25 protein-coding genes and 1 tRNA gene are annotated in these 23330 nt (G+C 40.4%); 1 reads left to right on the forward strand and 25 read right to left on the reverse strand.

Features of this window, described 5'->3' with window-relative positions:
* Positions 1–85: 85 nt before the first annotated feature.
* The 11 genes from BUA02_RS09715 to BUA02_RS09765 form a co-directional block, all read right to left on the reverse strand.
* Complete coding sequence (locus BUA02_RS09715) at positions 86–1288, reverse strand: hypothetical protein (RefSeq protein ID WP_072703434.1); 1203 nt, start codon at positions 1286–1288, stop codon at positions 86–88.
* 152 nt (positions 1289–1440) lie between these two features.
* Positions 1441–1512 (reverse strand) — tRNA-Trp (locus tag BUA02_RS09720).
* A gap of 81 nt (positions 1513–1593) precedes the next feature.
* Positions 1594–2115 carry a peptidylprolyl isomerase gene (locus BUA02_RS09725; RefSeq protein ID WP_071175417.1) on the reverse strand — a complete coding sequence of 174 codons (522 nt, stop codon included), beginning with the start codon at positions 2113–2115 and terminating at the stop codon, positions 1594–1596.
* Between the two features lie 83 nt (positions 2116–2198).
* The gene (locus BUA02_RS09730) at positions 2199–3005 is read right to left on the reverse strand and encodes a hypothetical protein (protein WP_072703436.1); all 807 of its coding nucleotides are present in this window, start codon (positions 3003–3005) and stop codon (positions 2199–2201) included.
* 128 nt (positions 3006–3133) lie between these two features.
* Entirely contained in the window at positions 3134–4585 is a 1452-nt protein-coding gene (locus tag BUA02_RS09735) for a CapA family protein (protein WP_178297640.1), read from the reverse strand.
* Complete coding sequence (locus BUA02_RS09740; RefSeq protein ID WP_072703440.1) at positions 4585–6807, reverse strand: DUF3160 domain-containing protein; 2223 nt, start codon at positions 6805–6807, stop codon at positions 4585–4587. Before BUA02_RS09740 ends, BUA02_RS09735 begins: the two co-directional genes overlap by 1 nt.
* A 113-nt stretch (positions 6808–6920) precedes the next feature.
* Positions 6921–7658 carry a GTP pyrophosphokinase gene (locus BUA02_RS09745; RefSeq protein WP_071175413.1) on the reverse strand — a complete coding sequence of 246 codons (738 nt, stop codon included), beginning with the start codon at positions 7656–7658 and terminating at the stop codon, positions 6921–6923.
* 189 nt (positions 7659–7847) lie between these two features.
* Positions 7848–9083 carry a bacterial transcriptional activator domain-containing protein gene (locus tag BUA02_RS09750; protein ID WP_072703442.1) on the reverse strand — a complete coding sequence of 412 codons (1236 nt, stop codon included), beginning with the start codon at positions 9081–9083 and terminating at the stop codon, positions 7848–7850.
* A 7-nt stretch (positions 9084–9090) separates the two neighbouring features.
* The gene (locus BUA02_RS09755; protein ID WP_071175411.1) at positions 9091–9294 is read right to left on the reverse strand and encodes a hypothetical protein; all 204 of its coding nucleotides are present in this window, start codon (positions 9292–9294) and stop codon (positions 9091–9093) included.
* 176 nt (positions 9295–9470) lie between these two features.
* Positions 9471–10166, reverse strand: coding sequence for a hypothetical protein (locus BUA02_RS09760; RefSeq protein WP_072703444.1), 696 nt, complete (start codon positions 10164–10166; stop codon positions 9471–9473).
* 142 nt (positions 10167–10308) lie between these two features.
* Positions 10309–10833: a cysteine hydrolase family protein gene (locus BUA02_RS09765; protein ID WP_072703446.1), complete on the reverse strand. Its 525-nt coding sequence runs from the start codon at positions 10831–10833 to the stop codon at positions 10309–10311.
* Positions 10834–11016: 183 nt separating this feature from the next.
* On the opposite strand from BUA02_RS09765, the gene BUA02_RS09770 reads away from it, so the two are divergent.
* Positions 11017–12627 (forward strand): hypothetical protein, encoded by a 1611-nt coding sequence (locus tag BUA02_RS09770; protein WP_143147405.1) that lies wholly within the window; start codon positions 11017–11019, stop codon positions 12625–12627.
* Between the two features lie 43 nt (positions 12628–12670).
* Here BUA02_RS09770 and BUA02_RS09775 read toward each other — a convergent pair whose 3' ends face one another.
* From BUA02_RS09775 to rpsL, 14 genes are all read right to left on the reverse strand, one after another.
* A complete protein-coding gene (locus BUA02_RS09775; protein ID WP_072703450.1) occupies positions 12671–13165 on the reverse strand; it encodes an HAD domain-containing protein in 495 nt (164 codons plus the stop codon).
* A gap of 15 nt (positions 13166–13180) precedes the next feature.
* Complete coding sequence (locus BUA02_RS15895) at positions 13181–13327, reverse strand: hypothetical protein (protein WP_178297641.1); 147 nt, start codon at positions 13325–13327, stop codon at positions 13181–13183.
* Positions 13327–14202: a metallophosphoesterase family protein gene (locus tag BUA02_RS09780; protein WP_072703452.1), complete on the reverse strand. Its 876-nt coding sequence runs from the start codon at positions 14200–14202 to the stop codon at positions 13327–13329. The genes BUA02_RS15895 and BUA02_RS09780 overlap by 1 nt, the downstream gene beginning before the upstream one ends.
* A 168-nt stretch (positions 14203–14370) precedes the next feature.
* A complete protein-coding gene (locus tag BUA02_RS09785; protein ID WP_072703455.1) occupies positions 14371–14910 on the reverse strand; it encodes a phosphoglycerate mutase family protein in 540 nt (179 codons plus the stop codon).
* Positions 14907–15164, reverse strand: a complete 258-nt coding sequence (locus BUA02_RS09790) for an NUDIX domain-containing protein (RefSeq protein ID WP_072703458.1) — start codon at positions 15162–15164, stop codon at positions 14907–14909. Before BUA02_RS09790 ends, BUA02_RS09785 begins: the two co-directional genes overlap by 4 nt.
* Before the next feature lie 45 nt (positions 15165–15209).
* Positions 15210–15629, reverse strand: a complete 420-nt coding sequence (locus BUA02_RS09795) for a GNAT family N-acetyltransferase (protein ID WP_072703461.1) — start codon at positions 15627–15629, stop codon at positions 15210–15212.
* Between the two features lie 47 nt (positions 15630–15676).
* Positions 15677–16300 (reverse strand): hypothetical protein, encoded by a 624-nt coding sequence (locus BUA02_RS09800; protein ID WP_207647714.1) that lies wholly within the window; start codon positions 16298–16300, stop codon positions 15677–15679.
* Between the two features lie 76 nt (positions 16301–16376).
* A complete protein-coding gene (locus BUA02_RS09805) occupies positions 16377–17384 on the reverse strand; it encodes a non-canonical purine NTP pyrophosphatase (protein WP_072703465.1) in 1008 nt (335 codons plus the stop codon).
* A gap of 101 nt (positions 17385–17485) precedes the next feature.
* Positions 17486–18100, reverse strand: a complete 615-nt coding sequence (locus BUA02_RS09810) for an HAD family hydrolase (protein ID WP_072703467.1) — start codon at positions 18098–18100, stop codon at positions 17486–17488.
* A 39-nt stretch (positions 18101–18139) separates the two neighbouring features.
* Positions 18140–18655 carry an AAA family ATPase gene (locus BUA02_RS09815; protein ID WP_072703470.1) on the reverse strand — a complete coding sequence of 172 codons (516 nt, stop codon included), beginning with the start codon at positions 18653–18655 and terminating at the stop codon, positions 18140–18142.
* A gap of 115 nt (positions 18656–18770) precedes the next feature.
* Positions 18771–19961, reverse strand: a complete 1191-nt coding sequence (gene tuf, locus BUA02_RS09820; RefSeq protein WP_072703472.1) for an elongation factor Tu — start codon at positions 19959–19961, stop codon at positions 18771–18773.
* A 138-nt stretch (positions 19962–20099) separates the two neighbouring features.
* Positions 20100–22217, reverse strand: coding sequence for an elongation factor G (fusA, locus tag BUA02_RS09825; RefSeq protein ID WP_071175401.1), 2118 nt, complete (start codon positions 22215–22217; stop codon positions 20100–20102).
* 54 nt (positions 22218–22271) lie between these two features.
* Positions 22272–22742: a 30S ribosomal protein S7 gene (rpsG, locus tag BUA02_RS09830; protein ID WP_071175400.1), complete on the reverse strand. Its 471-nt coding sequence runs from the start codon at positions 22740–22742 to the stop codon at positions 22272–22274.
* A 163-nt stretch (positions 22743–22905) separates the two neighbouring features.
* Positions 22906–23325, reverse strand: a complete 420-nt coding sequence (rpsL, locus tag BUA02_RS09835; protein ID WP_026515647.1) for a 30S ribosomal protein S12 — start codon at positions 23323–23325, stop codon at positions 22906–22908.
* Positions 23326–23330: the final 5 nt, after the last annotated feature.

Consider the following 23330-nt stretch of genomic DNA (forward strand, 5'->3'; position numbering starts at 1 on the left):
TTTTTGCCATAGCTTTTTATTATCTCGTTTTAATGCGTTTCCGCACAATCATAATACTACATTTACTACAACGAGTCAATTTCAATCAATTAGAATACAGATACAAACTTCCGCTCTCTTCATCAATTCTATAGTTTAGATCCAGCATCTTACAGAAATCCTCAAGTGTTACCATTGTTACACTAAAGTCGTTCTCTGGCTTGTGATTATTACCGATATGAAGGTCTTCGCCATCGCAGGTAGCTTTGAGATCAGTCACATTCATCTCGTTGTAATGGCATGTCATTACGTATTTGTGGTCGCCGATGGTCCAGGAACACTCAAGGTCCTGGTCTTTGGTGGTCTGGTCCTTAGTAAGGATCTCAAAAGAGCCGCCAAGCCTGTCTGTGTACTCTCTGATCACAAAGGCAGGACTTCCTATACCGTCTGCTACAAGGCCGAAATCTACAAACATCATATAGCTGTTTTCATCATAGTTATATTCTGAATAAGCGTATTTTTCAGTCATTACTCCTACAGTACCGTAGTCATTTTGATTGTTATCATAGAGCATCTCTTCATCATTAAGATAGATGTGGTCCAGCTGTGAAACATGTATATCTTCTATAGCATCCTCATAGCCCTGATACTGCTCTCCCGAGATTTTTCCATCTTTGATGGCCTGGGCAATCCCATTGTCTAAGGCATTTTTATAATATTCTTCATCATATTCAACACCATTAATGGCAAAATATCCAAGGCCATAGGTCTTATAAGTGCTTCCTGGAGCAGTATCACATACAACTCTTATATTGTCATAAGGGTGCTCTTCTAAAAAGTTCTTATCATTGTACTTAAGTTCTTCTCTATAGATCTCGTTTGCCTTTACGAAGGCTTCTGCAAGCTTATCCACCTGATCAGAACTGGCAATCTTTACATCTCCATCAGAAATGAACTCCTCAAATAAAGGCTTGATCCTGGAATCGTAAGATGTTCTGACCACGTACTCATAATCAGTTCTTATTTTTCCTTTATATATCTTCATTTCGTACATACCAACATTATGTCGATATGCATATACCTTAAATTCAAGGTCACGCTCTTTTGACTTATATGTATAAGCTATTTCCTTTGGGCTTTCGCTAACTGTCTCTCGACTTACATACTCACACTTTTCAGAAATATTTTCTTTAACATACTTTGCCACATCGCCTTTACTAGGAACAGGTCCCTCAGGTCCGCCGCATCCACCAAGGAAAGTTGAAACTGCAAGAGCTGTAAGGCATACTAATACATTTCTTTTTTTCATATATTGGCTCCAAATTGTTACACATTTTTTCATATTTACACAGTATACTTCATGGTCCAACTTTTGTACACGTTTTGCGTCAAATAAGAATTTCTTACACAACAAAAAAAGCTGAACTCTAGAAACTCTCTAAAGTTCAGCCTATACAATAGCAGGGGAAGCAGGATTCGAACCCGCATGAGCGGTTTTGGAGACCGGCATACTAGCCATTGTATGATTCCCCTATTGCACCAACGAATGTTATGATAGCATACCGGCTCATGATTGTAAAGAAGAATTCTGCAAAAAACAAAAGTATTTTAGTATCAGTACTTCTCTGGTTCTGGATAGTCTACTCCAAAGGTCTCAACAGTAACTGTCTTCATGACCTGATCCTGAACAGGACGATCATTCCAGTCTGTCTCTGTCTCTGCGATCTTGTTGACAACATCAAGACCTTCAGTAACCTTACCAAATGCAGCGTAATCACCATCAAGGTGAGGAGATGTCTTGTGCATGATAAAGAACTGTGAGCCTGCTGAGTTAGGCATCATGGATCTAGCCATAGAGAGAACACCCTCTGTGTGCTTTAAGTCATTCTTGAAACCATTTGATGAAAACTCACCCTTGATACCATATCCTGGGCCACCCATTCCTGTTCCTTCTGGATCTCCGCCCTGGAGCATGAAGCCGCGGATTACTCTGTGGAAGATAAGTCCATCATAAAAGTTCTTTTTAATAAGTGAAATGAAGTTATTAACTGTGTTAGGTGCAATCTCTGGATAGAGCTCAGCCTTAATAACATCACCATTTTCCATAGTAATTGTAACTATTGGGTTCTGTGCCATTTCTTTTCCTCCTAGTCAAATCATTCTTTGACTAGTATAACAAAAAAGAACTGCCGGCACAAACCAGCAGTTCTTTTAACATCTTATTCGCCTAAGCTGATATTAAATACCTTTGAGATGCCAAGTACCCAAAGAGCAAGATTATCTTTGTTGTAGATATCTGAGTAATCTGTGTCGCCATTATCAATGGAGAACTTGTAGTTGAGCATATCACTTACAAATGTATCATCCTTGCCATCGATAGTTACGTCGTAGTAACGAACCTCTCTGTTGTCGAATGAAACTCTCATCTTCTTGACCTGAACATCATGATCTCCAAATTCATAAGCAATTGAAAGTGCCTGAAGGCAAGCATAAGCAAATGAGTAATCATCGTCTGTTACGTCATCACTGATAAGATTAACCTCAAGGAACTGGTAAACAAGGTCTCTGTTGAGCTTCTCTCCTTTTGGAAGAATCTCTTTATCCATGTAATCGCACATTTCTCCAGCAGTTACACCGTTGAAAAGAACTGTATCATCTTTGATTGTTCCACTTGGAGCTGATGTGATGCATCCATCCTCATATCCTACATAAGAATATCCAAGGAGAACGCCCTGTCCACTGTTTGCAGTGCTACTAATATCTTCAAGATCCTCAATATCTTCAAGTTCAAGATCTGAATCTTCACTCATCTCGTCAATATCTGTATCAATATCTTCTGATGCCTCTGTGCTAGCTTCATCAGATGAGCCAATCTCTTCTTCGAGCTTCTTTTCTGAAACGAACTCTTTCTTCTGATTCTCGTCCTCTGTTCCCTTAAGTTCGTGGTTTCCACTTGAACTGTTACAAGCAGTTGCTGAGAACAACATTACGAGACATAAGCCAAAACATACTAATCTCTTTTTCATTTTTCTTTCCTCCTAAAGGGCTATCATAGTAAAAATTTTATAGCCAGCGCTTAGGACATTAAACAATACAAAGGGCAAATTAGTCAAGTTTATAATAGACTTTTTGGCGAAAAAAAATATATGCCAAGTCACTTTAGTTTCCAGTATGCCTCAAACTCTGTCTGCTGCCATTCTTTAATGGAGACTCCTTCAAAAGAGTGCTCGATAACAAAGCTTGCTTTGGCTCCTTTATACTCCTGATCTGCTCTGAAATTCCCAAGAGAGTAGTAAACAAGCATATCTTTGCCATCAGGTCTTTTTACAAGCTCTGCTTTCTGGACCACATGAGGATGGCTTCCTATGACCACATCCGCCCCAGCCTCTGCCAAAAGAGCTGTCATCTCCTTTTGATAGTCAGATACTTTTGTCTCGTATTCATCACCCCAATGCACATAGACGATCACAAAATCCGCTTCATTTCTGGCGCTTTTGATCTCACTGACGAATGCATCCTTCTCTGCGTCTGAATCTCCAGGAAGGTAATGGATCATGTATGGGTATTTGTCTGACGCATCACCTGCATTAGTTCCGTATGTGTAGGCAAATAGCGCGATCTTAATGCCATTTTTGCTGATAAGCTCATAGGGGCGATATTCTGTCTCAGTGCTCCCCTGCATTCCCAGCACAGTCATGCCATTTTCCTTGTAAAAAGAACTGCTGACATCGATACCATAGGTCCCTTTATCAAGAACGTGGTTATTGGCACAGGCCACAACGTCAAATCCCGCTTTTTTAAGAGCTTTGCCAACCTCCATAGGTGAACCAAAGCTTGGATAGCCTGATACCATGTCTTTTTTATCAACTAACACAGTCTCTGCCTGAACCATAGCAATGTCCGCACTCTGGATCTCTTTTGCAAAGGGCTCATACAAAAAGTCAAAGCTTCCACCTTCGTATCTCTTTGCATATTCGTAGATAGGCTCATGAATGATGTTGTCACCAAAGGCCAAAAAGCTCACTTCGTTTTCTATGTTCTTAAGCCCAAAGGACTCCCATCTCCAAAGGGTATTATTGCCGCTTCTGTCTTCTGTAAGGATGATCGAAGGATTCTTGTCCATAAGCTTCATTCGGCTTACAAGGATACCAATGTCCGAAGCAAACCATTTCTGGCTGACTTTTCCATCATCAGAAATGTCATATATGAAGATATGCTGTGAATAGGCGCTGTCGTTATTTTTCACCCAGAAGGGACGCGCCTTGCCGTAGGTTCCTCTTTTCCACACCAAAAGAACTATCTCAGGATTGCCATTTCCATCAAGGTCCGTAAGAAATCCATCCTGAATCCTGTATGCATCATCACTTGTCCACAATCTGCCGCCATTTGAACTATATAATCCACATTTTTTACCCTGAATTACCAACGAATAATCGTATCCATTTTCGGTAAAAGAAATTCTTTTATCCTGGAAGCTGACCCAAAGAGGTGGTGCAAACAGGGTTCTAAGATTTGAAAAGTTCAGAGCACAGCAAATGGCTGCCACTGCAAAAAGCAGTAGCAGCCACCATTTATATTTACTTATGTATTGTAAACACCTTTTCATCAGCCACCTATTCTGTAACTCATTGTCCATTCAGGCTTAGCTGGTGCTGATTCGCTCTCAACCCAGTTCCAGTCATCATCGAGATATCCACCCTCAAGCATTGCTCTCCACTGGCTGTCTGTGAGCCTGTTCTCTATTGGCTGTGTGAACTGATAGAAGCTGTAAGCAGCGCCTCTTGCTACGTGGAGCTCACCGTCGATAGGGAACACCACGTACAGGCTATCAACTTTACCAGAGCCGACCTCGAGAACTGTTCCGTTAGGATCTGTGGCTATATCTGCAATTACAGGGCATGGAGCCTGATAAGCATAGACAAGGTCCGTATCAAAGTCATCCTGATTAGCCTTAAGCCAGAAGTGCTCAAGATTACCGCCATAATTTCTGATGTACTCATAGTCATCATCTGAAAGTGACTCATTTTTTAGCTCTTTTTCTGAGATCTGAAGAAGTCTCATGGCAATCTCCGAAAGGAGCTTTAAGTCTTCCTCGCTCTCCTGGTCGATCATGCCATAGCCCTTAAGGCCTTCAAGAGTCTTGTTAGAAAGAGACACGAATCTGCTATAAACAACTGGCTGAGGATCTACATATCCTCTGTCATCAGGGATTTCCTCATCTTCTCCGCCGCCCATCTCAGCCATGACCTGTTTGGCATAAAGAATTGTGTCGTGCTTGAGCTCAGCATATGAACCAGTAAAGGTTTCAAGGTTCTTTTTGTCCCAATCCTCAGACTTCATGTATGAAGGATAGCCCTCGCCCTTATGCTCAAGGAGAGGTCTAAGTGTGTTGAGCCATTCAGAATAAAGAGATGCATTCCATGTTGCAGGATCTGAATTATTGAAGGTTTCCTGCATCATAGCCATGTTCTCTGAGTAGTTCTTGTAATCTGTAGCACCCTGCTCTTTTAAGATATCCATTGCTGTGTCTGAACCCAGGGCTGCTGGCACATCAAGAGCATCAGGGAGCATCCTGCGCTGTCCCTGGCTGTTCTCTTCCACTGCGCGGAATATTAGCTGCTGCATGATCGCTGCATCTACTGTAAATCTCTGTCCCATGAATCTATAGGATGGGATCACGTTTTCTTCGTCTTCATATACAGGTATTGAATTTATCTGTGGTGCCTTAGCATTCTTAAACTCTGTTACTACCTGCTGAAACGCAGCTGCATTTGATGTAAGGTCAGAAGTTTCTGGCATCTTGCCATAGCTCTTTTCCAAGATTTCCTTAACATCTGCGTATCCGATATCATCTGATACTCCGGCAAAAAAGCTGGTTATGTCATAAACGCTGTTGTAATCAGCATCACCCTCTGAAAGTGCTGCGTTCATGAGGACTGTGCATCTGACCATTTCCTCGCTGTCAGCCTTGAAGGCAATTCGTCCATACCACATCATAGCGCGGAAGTACTTTTCAAGCTGCGCATCGCCTTCATAGTAGCCTCTTGGTTTGTACTGGCTGTAGTCTTCATTAAGGCCTGTAAGCGGGCATTCATATATGCCATCTGCTGCCTGTATCTTGGCAAGCTCCTGCTGGACTGCCTTGTTAAAGCTATCAGCTGAAATTGGAGCTGTGATCTTGTCATCAAGAAGAAGGCATCCAACATAGAAGAATTCAAGGTTATTTAAAGCTGCGCCTTCCCAATCTGTGCCTTTTAAGGCTTCATACTGGGCTGCAGTTCTTTTGAGCATATCTTTACTGATGTTATTTAATTTTACTGAAAGGTAGTTTTTCTCAGTTCTTTTAAGAAGATATGAGAAATACAGGTGATATGTGTGCATAAGGGAATCAACAGTTACAAAGCTAGGAAATACGATGTATCTGTTACTTTCATACACATCAAAAAACTCTGAGAAGCTATCCTGCTTGACTGCAAAGTTCTTTTCCTTGAGAGAATCAACAAGCTGCGCTGCAGATTCTCCACCGTACTCACTACTTGTATCAAACATGTAGTCAAAGTAGTGGTGATAGACAACATTAGAGAAGTCATCTGCTACCTTGTATGGTTCAATTGATGGAACCAGATCAGGATCATAGTAGATATCTTCATCATAGCCAAAGGCGGATTCAGTTCCTGTGCCCTGAGCGACGTTTGTATTTGTATTTGTTGCTGAATTTGAATCAGAAGCAGATTCAGGATCATTTGGCGTACTTGAACATCCGGCTACGCCACAAAGTGACATAGTCATAGTGATCGCCATAACTATAGAAACAATTCTTTTCTTCATAACACTCCTCTTTCCTTTCCCCCAAAAAGTGAGCCCTAGGGACGGAGGTTGCGGCTCATTTTCAAAAAGTGAGCCGCAACCTCCGTCCCTAGGGCTCACTTTTGCTTTCTATCTTAGTCAGTATCTCCGCTAGCGTCAATCTTCTCGCGGATCTGCTGCATTCGAAGATCCAGCTGGTTGATGAGATCTGCGCTGAATTTAAGATCATCAGAAATAACTTCCTGATTCTCAATATTCTTTTTATATTTCATCTTATGCTCAAGACTTGCCCAGAAATCCATTGCGATAGTTCTAAACTGAACTTCCACCTTCATATACTCTTTTTCCTGAGTCAGGAAGATAGGAACTTCGATGATGAGATGAAGACTTCTGTATCCGCTTTCCTTAGGGGTTTCAATATAATCTTTTCTCAAAAGAACCTTGATATCGTCCTGATTTGCAAGACAATCAGCCAGCATATAGATATCATCCACAAAGGAACAGATGACTCTGATACCGGCTACATCTGACAAATGCTCGTTTATATTATCGAGGGTAAACTCAACTCCTTTGCTTGCCAGCTTGTTGTAGATGCTGACAGGCGTCTTGATCCTCATCTTAATAGCTTCAAATGGATTACGGTTGTTGATAAGTGAGAGCTCTTTGTTTAGAACATCAAGCTTGGTCCTCACTTCTGATAACGCACAATCATATTTCATCATAAGGATCTGGAAATCCTTTGCCTGATCCTTCATTTTGAGAAGGTTCTCGAGATCACCTGGTGTAATAAAATTAAGTGACCCAATCTCTTCTATACTTTCTGCATTCTCAGCAAAATCTATATCTGAATAGTCGACATGTTTAGCTGCCATAGACTTCACTCCTTTTCGCTTATAATACTACTTGATAAGTATATCAATAGAACTTAAACCACATATGAACGAATTATAAAATTTTCGATAAATAAATTGCCCATAAACCCAAAATTCCGCAAGGCACGTTACGTGCCTGCGGAATCCTCATAAAAAAACCACTTTTCCCCCGAAAAGCTATATTTATTGTTATTCTGCCCGGCCAAGGCCTTCTGGAAGATCTACTAAAGAAACTACGCTATATTCCAGTTCTGTTCTTGGTCCAGCCAAAATTTTAAGCTTGTTAAGAACTCTTCTGTATACGATCTTGCAGCTTTCTTTGTTGGTTCCAACAAGGAGAAGCAAGAACTGTGATGCGGAATACTTACAATAAGTATCTCCCTGACGAAGAGTAAGAGATATTGCCTTCTGCAAGAGTTTTCCTCTTGCCTCCAACTTAGCCTGATTAGAAATGGTCTTGCCTTCGTAATCTACCAGTGTCAGAAGCATCATGTACACTGACTGTCCTGAACGCTCCATGTTGCGACTAAGTATATGATATGCATCTATGAAGCTTGGGTAGGAGCAATCATAGGCTCCACCTTCTTCTACTGATACATTTCCTCTTCTTTCTATGATGTCATTCCTGATCTGTAAGATCTTGCCTGGTGTATTTGTAATCTGTCTGCTCATTCGCTCGTAGCATTCAAGAAGATCATTACTTGGGGTTATGCCAAGTTCGTCAGTGTAATATCTGACTGTCTCATCATATACAGCATATGCATCTTTAAACGCTTCCATATCCACAAGGGCGTTGATCTCACCGATCTGCCACTCATCATCCGGATAAAGCTCTGCTGCCTTTTTGTAGGTCTTATACATAGCTTCGTAATCTCTGCGCTTTTCGTAGTAATTGGCAACCGCAACTACACACTCAGAGTACATCTTCTGTAATTGAACACTCTTGATGATCACCCATTCCTGGGTCGCTATTTCTGGTAAAAGCTCAGCTACATAAAGATCAAAGGCTCTTTTATAATGTAAAAAACCTTCCGTTGTGTCTTCGTGCTTTCTGGCTTCAATAACAGCCTTCTCAAACTCTCCTGCATCTGTGACTATTTCTATATTGTCATCAGTATAGAAGATACCATCTTTATTGACAATGTAGTCATAGTCTGGCAGTCCTGATTTCTTTAGCTGCTTATGCATCTGATAGATCAGATTGTTGAAGCTGTTGCTAAGATTCGACTGTTCTTCGCGCTCATAGAGGATATTCATAAGTCTTTCCTTAGGAATACCATTTTCTCCAGCGAGCCACACTATTTCTAACAGCTGAACGTATTTTGCAGACTTATTTTTACCAACTGATATGTTCTTACCCTCATAAGAAACCACAAGTCCACCAAATAACTGAACGTCTAACTTAATCCTAATCCCCTCGCTCATAAGTCACCTACCTGTTTACCACTTCTTTCCGGTTGCCTTCGTAATTGCAAACACTGAGATTTTCCGTTCCGCCATTTATATTTTCTAGTCGAAAATTAGACCACTTACAACACCAACATTCTTTCATAGGAACAAGTGCTCCATCATCAGGTTCCCAATGCTCGCAGCAGTAATCCTCCTTTACGATCATGAGTCCACATTCGTCGTACATAGTTTCCTCCATTCATCGTCACAACTGCATGCTCTCTTTCACACTTTTACAATAACATGAAACTTATTTTCACTGATTTATATTGTCGCCAAATGTACTTTTTTTGTCGTGGGATGAAAAAAGCTCCCCAGGCTTTGTAAACCTGAAGAGCTTCCGATTAATTATACGATTATTTTTTATTTTACTGTGAATTCAACTACGTCAGCATTCTGCATCTCGCTAACTAAGCCATCGATCACAGAATAGTCTGGTACTTCTTTTTCTTCAGTACCATCATTTACGTAGTTTGTTGCATTATCTTCTGAATCAAACTCTGTCCTTGCTAAAAGCACAAGTGAGAGTAAACCATCTTTGACCGTATATTTTGCAACTGAGTTAGGTGTTGCAAAGTATATACAATCTCCTTTCATGACTACAGGGTAACCTGTACCGCTGCTGTCTAATCCGCCGAGTCCTGTTACTTTTCCATCTTCTCCAATGATAAAGAAGCTTGAATCTATTGCCGCATTCTTGCCATCAAGGTCGAAGCAGCTGCTTGATACTAAGAGTACATCTGTATCTCCAAACTTGAGCTTGGCATATCCCATACCTGATTCAAGCTTTGTATCGATCACCTGGTCAAAAGAATCAAGGCCTTCCGCATCAATCATTGGCGCTCCGCCAGGGAGAACTACGTCGTAGTCGCCTTCTATCTCATCTGGCGCTGTTTCTGCATTTGGTGTTGTAGCTTCATGTGTTGTGTCTTCTGAGATCACATATACATCGCCAGTAGCGCCTGAACTACTTTCTGATGTATCAAGTGACTTACCTTGACTACCACATCCCATTAGCATTACTGCCAATGCCAAAGAAAGTACGATTTTTTTCTTCATAGGCAATTCCTCCTGTTAATAATATGTTGGTAATTATTACATTAATCGTAATAATTGTCAAATCATGTATTTACAGGAGTTTGAGTATATACGTTTATATTTGTTATATCATTTATTTCTTGATTTGTAATAAATGTGTAATTTATTGTTTAATTTTCCCTATTGCCTCTTCCATGGATGGGCACTGTGCAAATCTCTTTGGCCACATCATCTCGTTGTAGTATCTGTAGGTTGTCTCTCCATCCATGTAGTCATTATCAAAGGTTGAGTTTGTGCCCTGTGGGATTATCACGTTGTATCCCCTTTCAAAGGCTGACTTAACAGTGGCATCAATGCAGAAGTTAGTCTGAAGACCTACTATCATCAGGTCTTTTTCATTGCTCTGTTCCAGATATTCCGTTAATTCCTTGTTTCCGAAGGCACTATTTATGGTCTTATAAAAGATCTTTTCTCCATCCCTAGGAGCTACCTGATCTGCTATCTCAAAATCTCTATCTCCGATTGAAAATCCTGAACCAGGGCCGTCATCATGCTGAACGTAGATCACTTCCACGTTATTCTGTCTTGCAGTCTCTATGATCTTTGTGGTGTTACTTATAAAACTCTCAAATGCGTAAAGTCTTTCGTCAGTGATTCCCTTTTGAATGTCGATAACTAGTAATTTCATACACTTCCTCCAGATGTCTTGTAATAGAAATTATTATCGCACAGATCATATCAGTTCATCTACTGCATTTCTAATCTATGCATTTTTGATTTTTGCTCAACATAAAGATATTTTTACTTGTGTTCCTATTGTAAGAAGATTTTTTCGAGTAAGATATATAAAGATATAGTGAGGTTAGTATATATGATGAAAAAACAATTTTTAGCAGGAATAATGTCTTTTACCCTTGCAGCGTCAATGCTTGCTGGCTGTGGTAAAGATACAGAAATAAAAGAAAGCGCGTCAGGGCGGTCTAAAGAGTTTGAATCAGTTGATAATAGCGAAAGCTCTTCAGAAACTTCATCCGAAACTGCCGCTGAAAACGCTAGTATAGAAGAAAATATCTACGAAGCCTTCATGAATGGTGACGTTAAAGTTAAATATCAAAATCTCCCATCAAAGGGCGGCGATTCTCTTTCTGATTACCTAGAAGATGGCAAAGAATACGACATCAATGAGATCATCAAATGTATCGAAAACGACCACAATACTGTTGATGGTGACCCTAAGTATTGTTACATCGATTGCGGAGAAGACGGTGTTCAAGAGTTACTGATAAAGCTTGATCTTGGCGCATCATCGAGTCTTTCTTTTATCCTTAAGGAATTTGATGGAAAGCTTAAGATCTGTTATTCCGGTGAAGCTTGGGAGAGAAGTGAACTTAGTATCAGTGATACCGGAATGATCTCATCAGCAGGTTCTGCAGGGGCAACAGCTCACGGCGGTGATTTTGCATTCGTAAACGCCGATGGTGATTACAAGTTCTTTTACTCCAGTATGACAGAAGGTGATCCTTATAGCTACTATGCTTACAATGAAGCGGGCGATATGGTAACAGTTAAATTTGAAGGGCTTGAAACTGAGCACTTTATGATCACTAGATACTACATTGAGGATGAAAACGGTGTGGATCACCCTTACTACACCTACGATATGCTTGATGAAGATTATTCGATCATTACTACTGATGAGTGCTTTGACGAATCAAATCCCTATATGCAAAGATTCATTGAAGCTGGCATAAAGGTCTATAAGCAAAACGAAATTGACGAAATGCTCACCAAAAAAGCTGAGGAAATAAGCTATCCAGGCGGCTATCATCCATACTCTTCTGATGAAGAAGATAATCAATATGGCATTTCTTTAGTTTCTATGGAACACACGGATGTATCATCTTTATGCCCGGATGATCAGTTTGAAAGTTGCAGAGATGTTTCATTAAATGATATTACTGGTGATATCACCGAGTACGTAGATGGAATCAAAGGAACTCGATTTGATGGGCATTTAGCTGTATTTAGAAGTAAGAACGACAGCGGAGACATCATTTACAGTTTTACAGTTGATGGAAAAGAGGCTGGAAGCTGTATTCATGAGGCACATGACTTTAAGACCATTGATTACATTCAGGCCAAAGATATTGATGGTGATGGAGTTGCTGAGATTCTCATCGTTACTTATACCTACAGTTCAGAACCAATTATAGCTGTTGATTTCTCAGCTCTTAAGTACTGCCAAAATAGAAATGCGGCTGATGGCTCATCATATGGCATAGATACTTGCTACCACCTAAATAATGACTTTTCTTGGGGCAACGCTTACTTCTACATTGAACATGACGAAGCTTTAACTAGCGGAAATGTTGTTTATGTCAGTCTTGAAGATAGCGGCCTTAGAGTTGTTGTTGATAAGGGTGAAAAAGTTAATGGCGCATATGAATTTGATACATATGATGTTGTGATGAAGCTTGGATGATCATAAAACGAGGCCTCTATCCTTTTTCGAGATAGAGGTCTCATTATTTAAGTATCTCTATTGCCTTTTCTACGTCTTTTTCCGTAAGTCCTATCTCTGGATCAGTCTTCACCTGATGTCTTGCCACTTCCTCGTTATGTAAATCTAGGTCATCTAGCACCACCCACTTGGTAAAAGAGCTGTTGTCATCCAGCCACTTAAGTATCTCATCAGCCTTAACTAGACTAAATTTCTTTGTTTTTCTTATCTCCTCTGTCGTCAGATCCGGCGTAACTCCGTAAATGCTTATTTCTTCTTTTGCTAGCGCGTTAGCAAAAAACTCAGCTTCCGGTCTTACGGGCTTCATAGACTCATCAAACCAAAACCTCCATCCTGAATGGAGAATAAGCTTTGCATTAGTTCTTTTCACAAGAGTTCCTAGAAGCTTTACAGCTTCAGGGTCTACATATTTACCTTCACTGATCTCACGCTGATGATCATTATTCCAGAATTTGGAATTGAGAACGCCGTCTACGTCTAGAAAAATGATTTTATTCATAGTTTCAACATAGCCTCATTGATTCAGTTCTTTTGTGTAATAATGCCTTTTCCCCGTGTATGGATAATCTTCACGATTGCTTAGATTAAATGTCTTAAGCATCTCATATATTTCTTGAATATCTTGTTCATTACCATCTGATGTTATTCTAAAATCTGGCATTATCTAGTCTCCTCTTTGCCAAATATTGTATCAAGTTCTTTTTCCCAAAACTCCTCAGGTATGCCGTGAAGAGTCTCTATACCTGTCTTTTTGTAATAATCAGACATTACTTTTCTCAATATTGATGCATGGGAGTTTTCACCTGTCTGCAAAAGATGTTTTGTAATCCTATACCAGCCTGGTGCCAGCTCATTTATCTTTTCATCGTGCATAGCCCTAATTGTGGCATTTACATCATATTCTACAGAATAGAAATGATAATCCCAGGCTCCATTCTCACCTTCAAGAATCATAAACTGAGCTTTACCGCCTGCATTTAGCGATATTCCTATTGCTCCAGGGTTGATAATTAGCTTCCCTGATCTTGTATACTGGGTTTGAATGTGGAAATGAGCACAGATTACTATATCGTTTTTAAAAGTAGCTGTAACCTCGTCTATATAGTCATAATCAGGGCGCAGGCTCTGATTCGCGCTATATGGTGAGCCATGACAAAAAGTGATATCAGGAAGTCCCTCGTAATGCTTATCTATACTAATTGGCATGCTCTCAAAGAAATCCAAATCCTCATCTGTCACACGGTCAAAATTATATCGAAGCATCCCAGTAGTAGTTCTACCATACGCCCAGTCCTCTGCGTCAGGATGCCTTCTATGTTCTAACCAATAATCCTCTTTATTTCCTCTAATGAAGGTGCAGGGATAGTCTTTTCTTACCTGATATACCATATCCATGGTCTGTCTTAAATTAGCCATGTCTCCAAGGTAATCGCCAAGAAAAATAAACTCTGTAGCACCTTCTTTAATTGCTTTATCAAAACAAGTCTTAAACGCTTCAAAATTACTATGTATATCTGCAAATACTGCTATCTTCATCTAGTCACCGCCAATCTGCCATAAACAATATTATTAAGATGTTAGCCGTATGCTATGAATTAGTCAAGGTCCCAGGGCATTATAACTTGTCTTTGTATCTCTCCTGTAAAGCTCTTTGCATATCAAGCATTTCATTAATCCCAAAATCCGACATTGCTTTTCCCCTTATTAGTTTCTTGTAAGTAAAATCACTTCTCCATTCCTATAGTTCACTCGCTCTTTATCTGCTTTGAAGCCCACATTCTTCATTATTCTAATCAAAGTATGCATAAAGAAGCCATGTGTGACTACAGCACAATCCTCATTATGCTTTATTATCATGTTCACAAACTGCTCTGCTCTCTTAGAGGTCTGCTTCCTGCTTTCAGGTTGTCTTTTATTTCCGATTAGCCACTGCAGCCTTCCTAGAAAATTCCAAACACCCAACGGCAAACGTATTGCTATATCAAATCCTGAATGAAGCGGAACCTCATTTAGCAGTGCTGTCCTATTGAAATCCTCTTCTCCAAATAGCTTTTCTGCAGTCTGTCGAGTCCTGTCCAAATCGCTAATATAAATCTTTTGAATATCATCGTTCACTGTATCTACAGATGCCTTATCAATCGGAGCTTTGTCATATAACGCACATTGCTCATCAAACTCAGCAGATGTGCACCACTTTTTCCAATCATGAAGCACTTTTCCATGCCTTATTACATATACTCTCATTTAATTGCTACCGTCCAGTTATCCCCATCAACCAGATATTGGAACTCTGTCAGTTCAGGATTATTTATATCCAGGCCGGTTTCTTCTTTCATCTCACGAATTACCGCATCAACAAAAGACTCTCCCATTTCAACATGACCCCCTGGAAGAGTGTAGCCTTTCCAATCCTCTTTGACTCTATTTTGAAGCAGCACTTTGTCTCCATCTGAAATGAGGCAAAGGACTGTTATTTCTGATATTTCGGTTCTGCTCATATACATTCCTTCTAGTCTTAACAAAAACAGTTCTACTTATCTGCCTTATGTGTATATTACCTTTCTAAGCGCAGGTCCACAGAATTCGTGTGGGCAAAGCTTAAAGCCTTGTTTTACATAGAATTCTTCTTTTCCTTTTTCTGCCAGCAGTTGTACACTTATTCTCGCTCCTTCAGGCGCATCAGTTTGAATAAGCTCAAGTAATTTACTAATTATAGTTGAGCCAACCTTTTTCCCTTGATATTCAGGTCTTACTACAACGTCCACAATAGTGTAGTACATGCCATCTCCAACTGCTCTTCCCATTGCTATAGGCTTATCTTCATCCTTTACCAATATAAAAAATGCACTTTTATTTATGGCTTTCTGCGTCTGTTCTGGACAAAAATTATTCCAATCAACAGATCTACGAAGTTCAAAATAAGTATCTAAATCCGGTATTGTTTCATAATAAACTATTTCCATCTTTTTCTCCCATCAAGTTTTTGCATTTCTCAATTAAACAATGATTCTTAAGAAGTCTTCAGCCAATCCATAGAACAAAGGTAGTCATAAAAAGACTGGTATTCCGGGACCTCCCACTTGCCTTCTACATATGCAAGCAGATCTGTATCAGCTCTGTAATTTTCGATTGCACATTTGCCATACGAGTATAAATGGTCACAATCTTTTCCCAACCAGAAATTCCCAGACTCCACATCATAAACCATAGTTTGATATTTCTGATCTGTCCCCGGAAACAGTTCTTCTTCACATAAATCTATCACAACATAGTGGAAATGATTTTTGTCCGCACCAGTAAGTTTCTCTATTCCAAAGTTGTCATCAGTTACATCAAACAGAAAGCTGTTAACTGAAACGTTTCTGTAGAGTCTGAAAATAGCTTCGTAGCTGTCATTGTGCCTGTAGAAATCATTAAGATCATATCTCATCTTATGCCTAAAGGTATTTCTATGGTCATCTTCCTCAGATAATGATACAAATGAGCATCTGTACACCTGTGGGATGTAGAAAGACGCCTCCTGAGACTCTTCAGCCTTTTTCCCGCAAGCGCATAGCTGAAAGGCCATCAATACCAATAATAAGCCAATCGCATATCGTATTCTTATCCCCTTATGTATCTCTAGTCTTAACATACAATCACCACATTCCCAGCAAGATACTGACTGAATTCCTGTCACCATTATGGTGTATGCCCATAAATAGGCATTTTCAGCCGTATATAAATTCATCTGCTTCTAACAGTATTCTTCTTTGATCCTCATATTCCAACAGATGTAATGCATCTTCAAGTTTCAATCTTTTGATAGTTTTCACTTCTTGTGACCTTACAATCCTAGGCTCCTGATTTTTATTTTCTGCAAGAAAGTACACAATCTGCCTCTTAATGGTTGGTCTCTCGGCAGGTACATATTCACTAACTTTTCTAAAACCTGATATCAATTTGAGATCAAGTCCCGTTTCTTCCAAAATCTCTCGAATTGCTGTTTGTTCCTCAGATTCACCAATTTCAATATGACCTTTCGGAAAACTATAAAATCCAGACGTTTCCTCAACTAAAAAGTATTCTGTGTGACCATCTATTATCGAATAAACTACAGTATCACATGACTTTTCCGGAATTATTTTGGATTCTTGCAAAAATCTAATGCACTTTTCATCAAAAGAACCTGCAAGAACTGAAAGCTCATCTAATGAGCAGTCATTAAAATACTTGCCGTTGGCAGGACAAATCGTTACAACATCAAGCGGATTACCTCTATGTTGCCTGTTAACATTTGGTTCATTAGATATGTAAAAATCGTCATCAGGTACTTCTGTAGTATATTCTTTTCCATCTATCAAAAGAACCAATCCTGTAATATAACGTGCCTTCAGCCTTCCTCCGTATCTTGCAGCCAGATTACTATAATGCTCAATCATTTCCTCTTCCGATAATGTCTTACCTTTTACCCTGCGCACAAATAATCCCGGCTGCGCATCTGCAGGAATATCATCTACATAGAGCCCTGAATCTGCTGCTAATGTCGGAAGTCCTGTTTTTTCATAATATGCCATTGCCTTTAATCTGGCATTCTCTATAGGAGTACTGCCTGACTCATCGACATCTATATGAATTCCCAGGCCTTTAGGAGTAATAATCTCTATATCATATCCCGTGAGCCTATATCTCATATTGCATATTTTGGATTCATTCCCTGTAGCATATAACAATTGCATATTTCAAATACCTTTCTCACAAGCTCTAATTATAGTTCGTTTTATTATTTCTAAATTATCCTTTATGTTCCCGGTTACTCCCAATTTATAAGCTGCTATTTTCATAGTATCTCCAGAAGTTCTGATAAACTGTCAACTTCATAATCCGGTCTTTCGCTTTCATCAGAGAAAATCCAATATTGCCCCATGCCTTGCTTAACCCAGATAGTTTTCATTCCCATATTCTTAGCAGGAACAATATCGTAATCTATCCGATCTCCAACCATAACAGCCTGATCAGCAGAACAGTTGGCTCTTTCAAGAGCAATTTCAAACATTCTTCTATCTGGCTTTGCAACACCTTCTTCTGCTGATGCCACGATAACATCTATGTACTTTCTTATCCCAAACTTTTCCAATCTCTGCTCTGTACCAGGTATCTGATTCGCTATAATGCCTATTTTATATTTTCTGCTAAGTCGCTCAAGGCATTCTTTTGCATCATCATATAACCTTTCATACTGCGGTTCCCAAATAGGCTTTTCAACTCCCAGGAGTTTACTAACCTCTTTATCGCCTCTTTTGTTCTGCTTATAATACTCAAGTGCTTTTTCATAAACAAAGTCATACGTCTTATTTGCTGATTTCGCTATCTTTCTGTATATCTCCTCATAGACTAAGCTCTCATCTGCCAATGTAGAGCCTATATCAAAAAATAACCACTTTATTCCATCCATATCTTTACCACTACCTTTAATATTTGACTTATCCACTAATCAAGAAATCACATTTAAAAGATTTTGAACATTAGTAGCTACTTCGACAGTTCCATCTATACTAATTACAGGACATGTTAAATCCTTCAGCCACCATTTTGCATGATCATCAGATCTAACCTCGACCATTTTAAAGAAGCGTTCTTCACTCTCGTATAGGTCTCCTCCCGGTAGCATACGATTCCCAAATTTATCATTGGAACGCTTTCTTACTCTAGCCATCCTTATATCTTTGGGTATTTCAATGTATACTGCCAGATCAAATAATTTTTCTATCTGCTCGCTATAATTACCACGAACTGAAGCTAGTACAACGTCTTCATTTTCTTCCAGGTCTTTTAATAAAAGCGCTGCTACTTCTTCCTCTGTCCTCTGAACACTGTATTCATATTTATCATCTGTCTTCGGGAAATAATAATCTTCGATATCTCTGAATTCATAATGAAGCTTTCCTGCCAAAGCTCTCCCCAAAGTACTTTTACCAGCTCCATTTAAACCACAAACAATAATACGCATAGTCTTTTTACTCCCCCAAATATACTCAATACGTTTCTTTATTGTACGAAAAAAGAGCCCCAAGCACAAGGCTTGAAGCTCTTTGAAATTCAGTGTTTATGCAATCCGATAAGAATTACTCAACGATTGTAGCAACCTTACCTGATCCAACTGTACGTCCACCCTCACGGATAGCGAACTTAAGACCCTGCTCCATAGCGATTGGGTGAATAAGCTCGATAGACATTGTTACGTGGTCACCAGGCATGCACATCTCAACACCATCTGGAAGGTTGCAGACACCTGTAACGTCAGTTGTTCTGAAGTAGAACTGTGGTCTGTAGTTTGTGAAGAAAGGAGTATGACGGCCACCCTCGTCCTTAGTAAGAACGTAAACCTCAGCAGTGAACTTTGTATGGCAAGTTACTGTACCAGGCTTTGTGATAACCTGTCCTCTCTGGATACCCTCACGGTCAACACCACGAAGAAGAAGACCAACGTTGTCACCAGCTTCGCAGTAATCCATTGTCTTTCTGAACATCTCGATACCTGTTACAACAGACTTAGATGTCTCTTCCTTAATACCAACGATTTCGATTTCGTCGTTGAGGTTAAGAGAACCTCTCTCTACTCTACCAGTAGCAACTGTTCCACGACCTGTGATTGTGAATACGTCCTCAACAGGCATAAGGAAAGGCTTATCTGTCTCACGAGTAGGTTCAGGAATGTAAGAATCAACTGTATCCATGAGCTCGATGATCTTGTCACCCCACTCAGACTTAGGATCCTCAAGAGCCTTAAGAGCTGAACCACGAATGATAGGTGTGTCATCTCCAGGGAACTCATACTCTGTAAGAAGGTCTCTGATTTCCATCTCAACGAGGTCAAGAAGCTCAGGATCATCAACCATATCGCACTTGTTCATGAATACGATGATGTAAGGAACACCAACCTGACGAGCAAGAAGAACGTGCTCCTTAGTCTGAGCCATAACACCATCAGTAGCAGCAACAACAAGGATTGATCCATCCATCTGAGCTGCACCTGTGATCATGTTCTTAACGTAGTCAGCGTGACCTGGGCAGTCAACGTGAGCATAGTGTCTGTTAGCTGTCTCATACTCGATGTGAGCTGAGTTGATTGTGATTCCTCTTTCCTTCTCTTCTGGAGCCTTATCGATCTGATCGAATGCTACAGCAGGGCTGAATCCTCTGTCTGCAAGAACAGCTGTGATAGCAGCTGTAAGAGTTGTCTTACCATGGTCAACGTGTCCGATTGTACCAATGTTAACGTGTGGTTTGCTTCTGTCAAACTTAGCTTTTGCCATTTCTAAATATCCTCCTTAAGTGAAATGTTAAATCAACATTTTCATACATAATTTAACCGACTATATCGATTATATTAAATGTTAGCCGCTAAATCAAGCTAAAAACTTGATTTTTTGCGGCTTTCATTTAGTTTTTAATTAGTTACCCTTGTTAGAAAGGACTTTCTCCTGAACATTCTTAGGAACTGGAGCATACTTCTCAAAGAACATTGAGTAGTTACCACGTCCCTGTGTTCTAGAACGAAGGTCTGTAGCATAACCGAACATCTCAGCAAGAGGCACATGTGCTCTTACGATCTTTCCGCCGCCAAGATCATCCATTCCTTCAACCTGTCCACGACGAGAGTTAACGTCACCGATAACATCTCCCATGTACTCCTCAGGCATTGTTACTTCTACCTTCATGATAGGCTCAAGAAGTACAGGTGCGCCCTTAGCCATAGCATCCTTGAATGCCATAGATCCAGCGATGTGGAATGCCATTTCTGATGAGTCTACTTCATGGTATGATCCATCATAAACTGTAGCATGAACACCAACTACTGGATATCCACCAAGTGTACCAGCCTTCATAGCTTCTTCGATACCATCGCTGATTGGCTGAATGAATTCCTTAGGAATAGCACCACCAACAACTTCGCTATCGAACTGGTAAAGGTTGTCTCCGTTAGCATCCATAGGCTCGAAACGAACTTTACAGTGACCATACTGACCACGTCCACCAGACTGCTTAGCGTACTTAGACTCAACGTCTACAGCCTTTGTAAGAGCTTCTCTATATGCAACCTGAGGAGCACCTACGTTAGCCTCAACCTTATACTCTCTGAGAAGTCTATCAACGATGATATCAAGGTGAAGCTCACCCATACCAGCGATGATTGTCTGACCTGTCTCAGGATTTGTATGAGCTCTGAATGTAGGATCTTCTTCAGCAAGCTTCATAAGTGCTTCATCAAGCTTCTGCTGACCAGCCTTAGTCTTAGGCTCGATAGCAAGCTCAATAACAGGATCTGGGAATTCCATTGACTCAAGGATTACTGGGTTCTTCTCATCGCAGAGAGTATCACCAGTTACTGTGTTCTTAAGACCTACAGCTGCTGCGATATCACCTGCGTAAACCTTATCAAGGTCAGATCTCTTATTAGCATGCATCTGAAGGATACGTCCAAGACGCTCCTTGCTGTCCTTAGTACTGTTAAGTACATAAGAACCTGAATTTGCTGTACCACGATATACACGGAAGAATGCAAGCTTTCCTACGAATGGATCGCTGACAATCTTGAATGCAAGAGCTGCGAATGGGCCATCATCTGTTGACTCAACCTCAATCTCATTTCCATCCATGTCTGTACCCTTACATGCAGGGATATCAAGTGGTGAAGGCATAAACTCGATAACAGCATCGATAAGCTTCTGGATACCTCTGTTCTTGTGGGCTGAACCACAGCAAACAGGGAATGCCTTACACTCGCAAGTAGCCTTACGAAGTGCAGCCTTAAGTTCATCAACTGTAGGCTCTTCACCTTCAAGGTACTTCATCATAAGATCTTCATCAAGATCGCAGATCTTCTCAACGAGCTCTGAGTGATAAAGCTCAGCATCATCCTTGAGGTCAGCAGGGATCTCACCAATTGTAACATCCTCACCCTTATCATCATTGTAGATGTAAGCCTGCATCTCGAAAAGATCGATAACACCCTGGAACTGATCCTCAGCTCCGATAGGGATTTCAATCATAATAGCGTTTTTCTTAAGTCTATTTCTGATCTGCTCTACAGCACCGAAATAGTTTGCTCCAATGATATCCATCTTGTTGATGAATGCCATACGAGGAACATTAAATCCATCAGCCTGACGCCAAACGTTCTCAGACTGTGGCTCAACGCCTTCTTTAGCACTGAATACACCAACAGCACCATCAAGTACACGAAGTGAACGCTCAACTTCTACAGTAAAGTCAACGTGTCCAGGTGTATCAATGATATTGATACGATGCTCAAGAGCACCTGGCTTAACCTTACCATTCTGCTGAAGTGTCCAGTGACAAGTTGTAGCTGCAGATGTGATTGTGATACCTCTTTCCTGCTCCTGTTCCATCCAGTCCATGGTAGCAGTACCTTCGTAAGTCTCACCAATCTTATAGTTTACACCGGTATAGTAAAGAATACGCTCTGTAAGAGTTGTCTTACCAGCGTCGATATGTGCCATAATACCGATGTTTCTGGTTCTCTCCAATGGGTATTGTCTATCAGCCAAAGGTTCTTCCTCCTAAATAATATTAAACCTGTCTCATACAAAATCAGATTACGATTAGAATCTGTAATGTGAGAACGCCTTGTTTGCTTCTGCCATCTTGTGCATGTCTTCTTTTCTCTTTACAGCTGCACCAGTGTTATTGTATGCATCCATAATCTCTGAAGCGAGTCTATCTACCATAGTCTTCTCGCCTCTAGCACGTGAGAAAGTTACAAGCCAACGAAGTGCAAGAGCCTGACGTCTGTCAGGTCTAACCTCGATAGGAACCTGGTATGTAGCTCCACCGATACGTCTTGCCTTAACCTCAAGGGCAGGCATGATGTTATTCATAGCTCCTTCAAAAACTTCAAGAGCTGGCTTTCCAGCCTTCTCTTCTACCTGTGCGAATGCACCGTATACGATTTTCTGAGCAACACCCTTCTTACCGTCGAGCATTACTGTGTTAACAAGCTTAGTAACAACCTTGTTATCGTATAAAGGATCCGCTAATACATCACGTTTTACAATATGTCCTTTACGTGGCACGGTTCTTCCCTCCTTTAGAATTGCAATGATCACTAGTAAGATCATTGCTTACTATAATCATCGGTACTCACTAATTTAGTGTACGTGCGGTTTTCTTACTAAAATATATAGATATAGAACACCAACACTATTCAAAAATTAGATCTGTTAATGAAACAAAAAATTACTTGGCAGCCTTAGGTCTCTTAGCGCCATACTTAGAACGAGCCTGTTTTCTGTCGGCTACACCTGCTGTATCAAGAGTACCTCTGATGATGTGGTATCTTGTACCAGGTAAATCCTTAACTCTTCCACCACGGATAAGAACAACGCTGTGCTCCTGAAGGTTGTGTCCTTCTCCAGGAATGTAGCTTGTTACCTCAATACCGTTAGAAAGACGTACTCTGGCGATTTTTCTCAGAGCAGAGTTAGGCTTCTTAGGTGTTGCTGTCTTAACAGCTGTGCAGACACCACGCTTCTGTGGAGAAGCTGTAGCAGTTGCCTTCTTGTGAAGAGAGTTGAAACCCTTCTGAAGAGCAGGTGCTGTAGACTTCTTAACTGATGTCTGACGACCCTTTCTAACTAACTGGTTAAATGTTGGCATTCTTT

Source organism: Butyrivibrio hungatei DSM 14810 (assembly GCF_900143205.1).
In the GTDB taxonomy this organism is placed as follows: Bacteria; Bacillota; Clostridia; order Lachnospirales; family Lachnospiraceae; genus Butyrivibrio; species Butyrivibrio hungatei.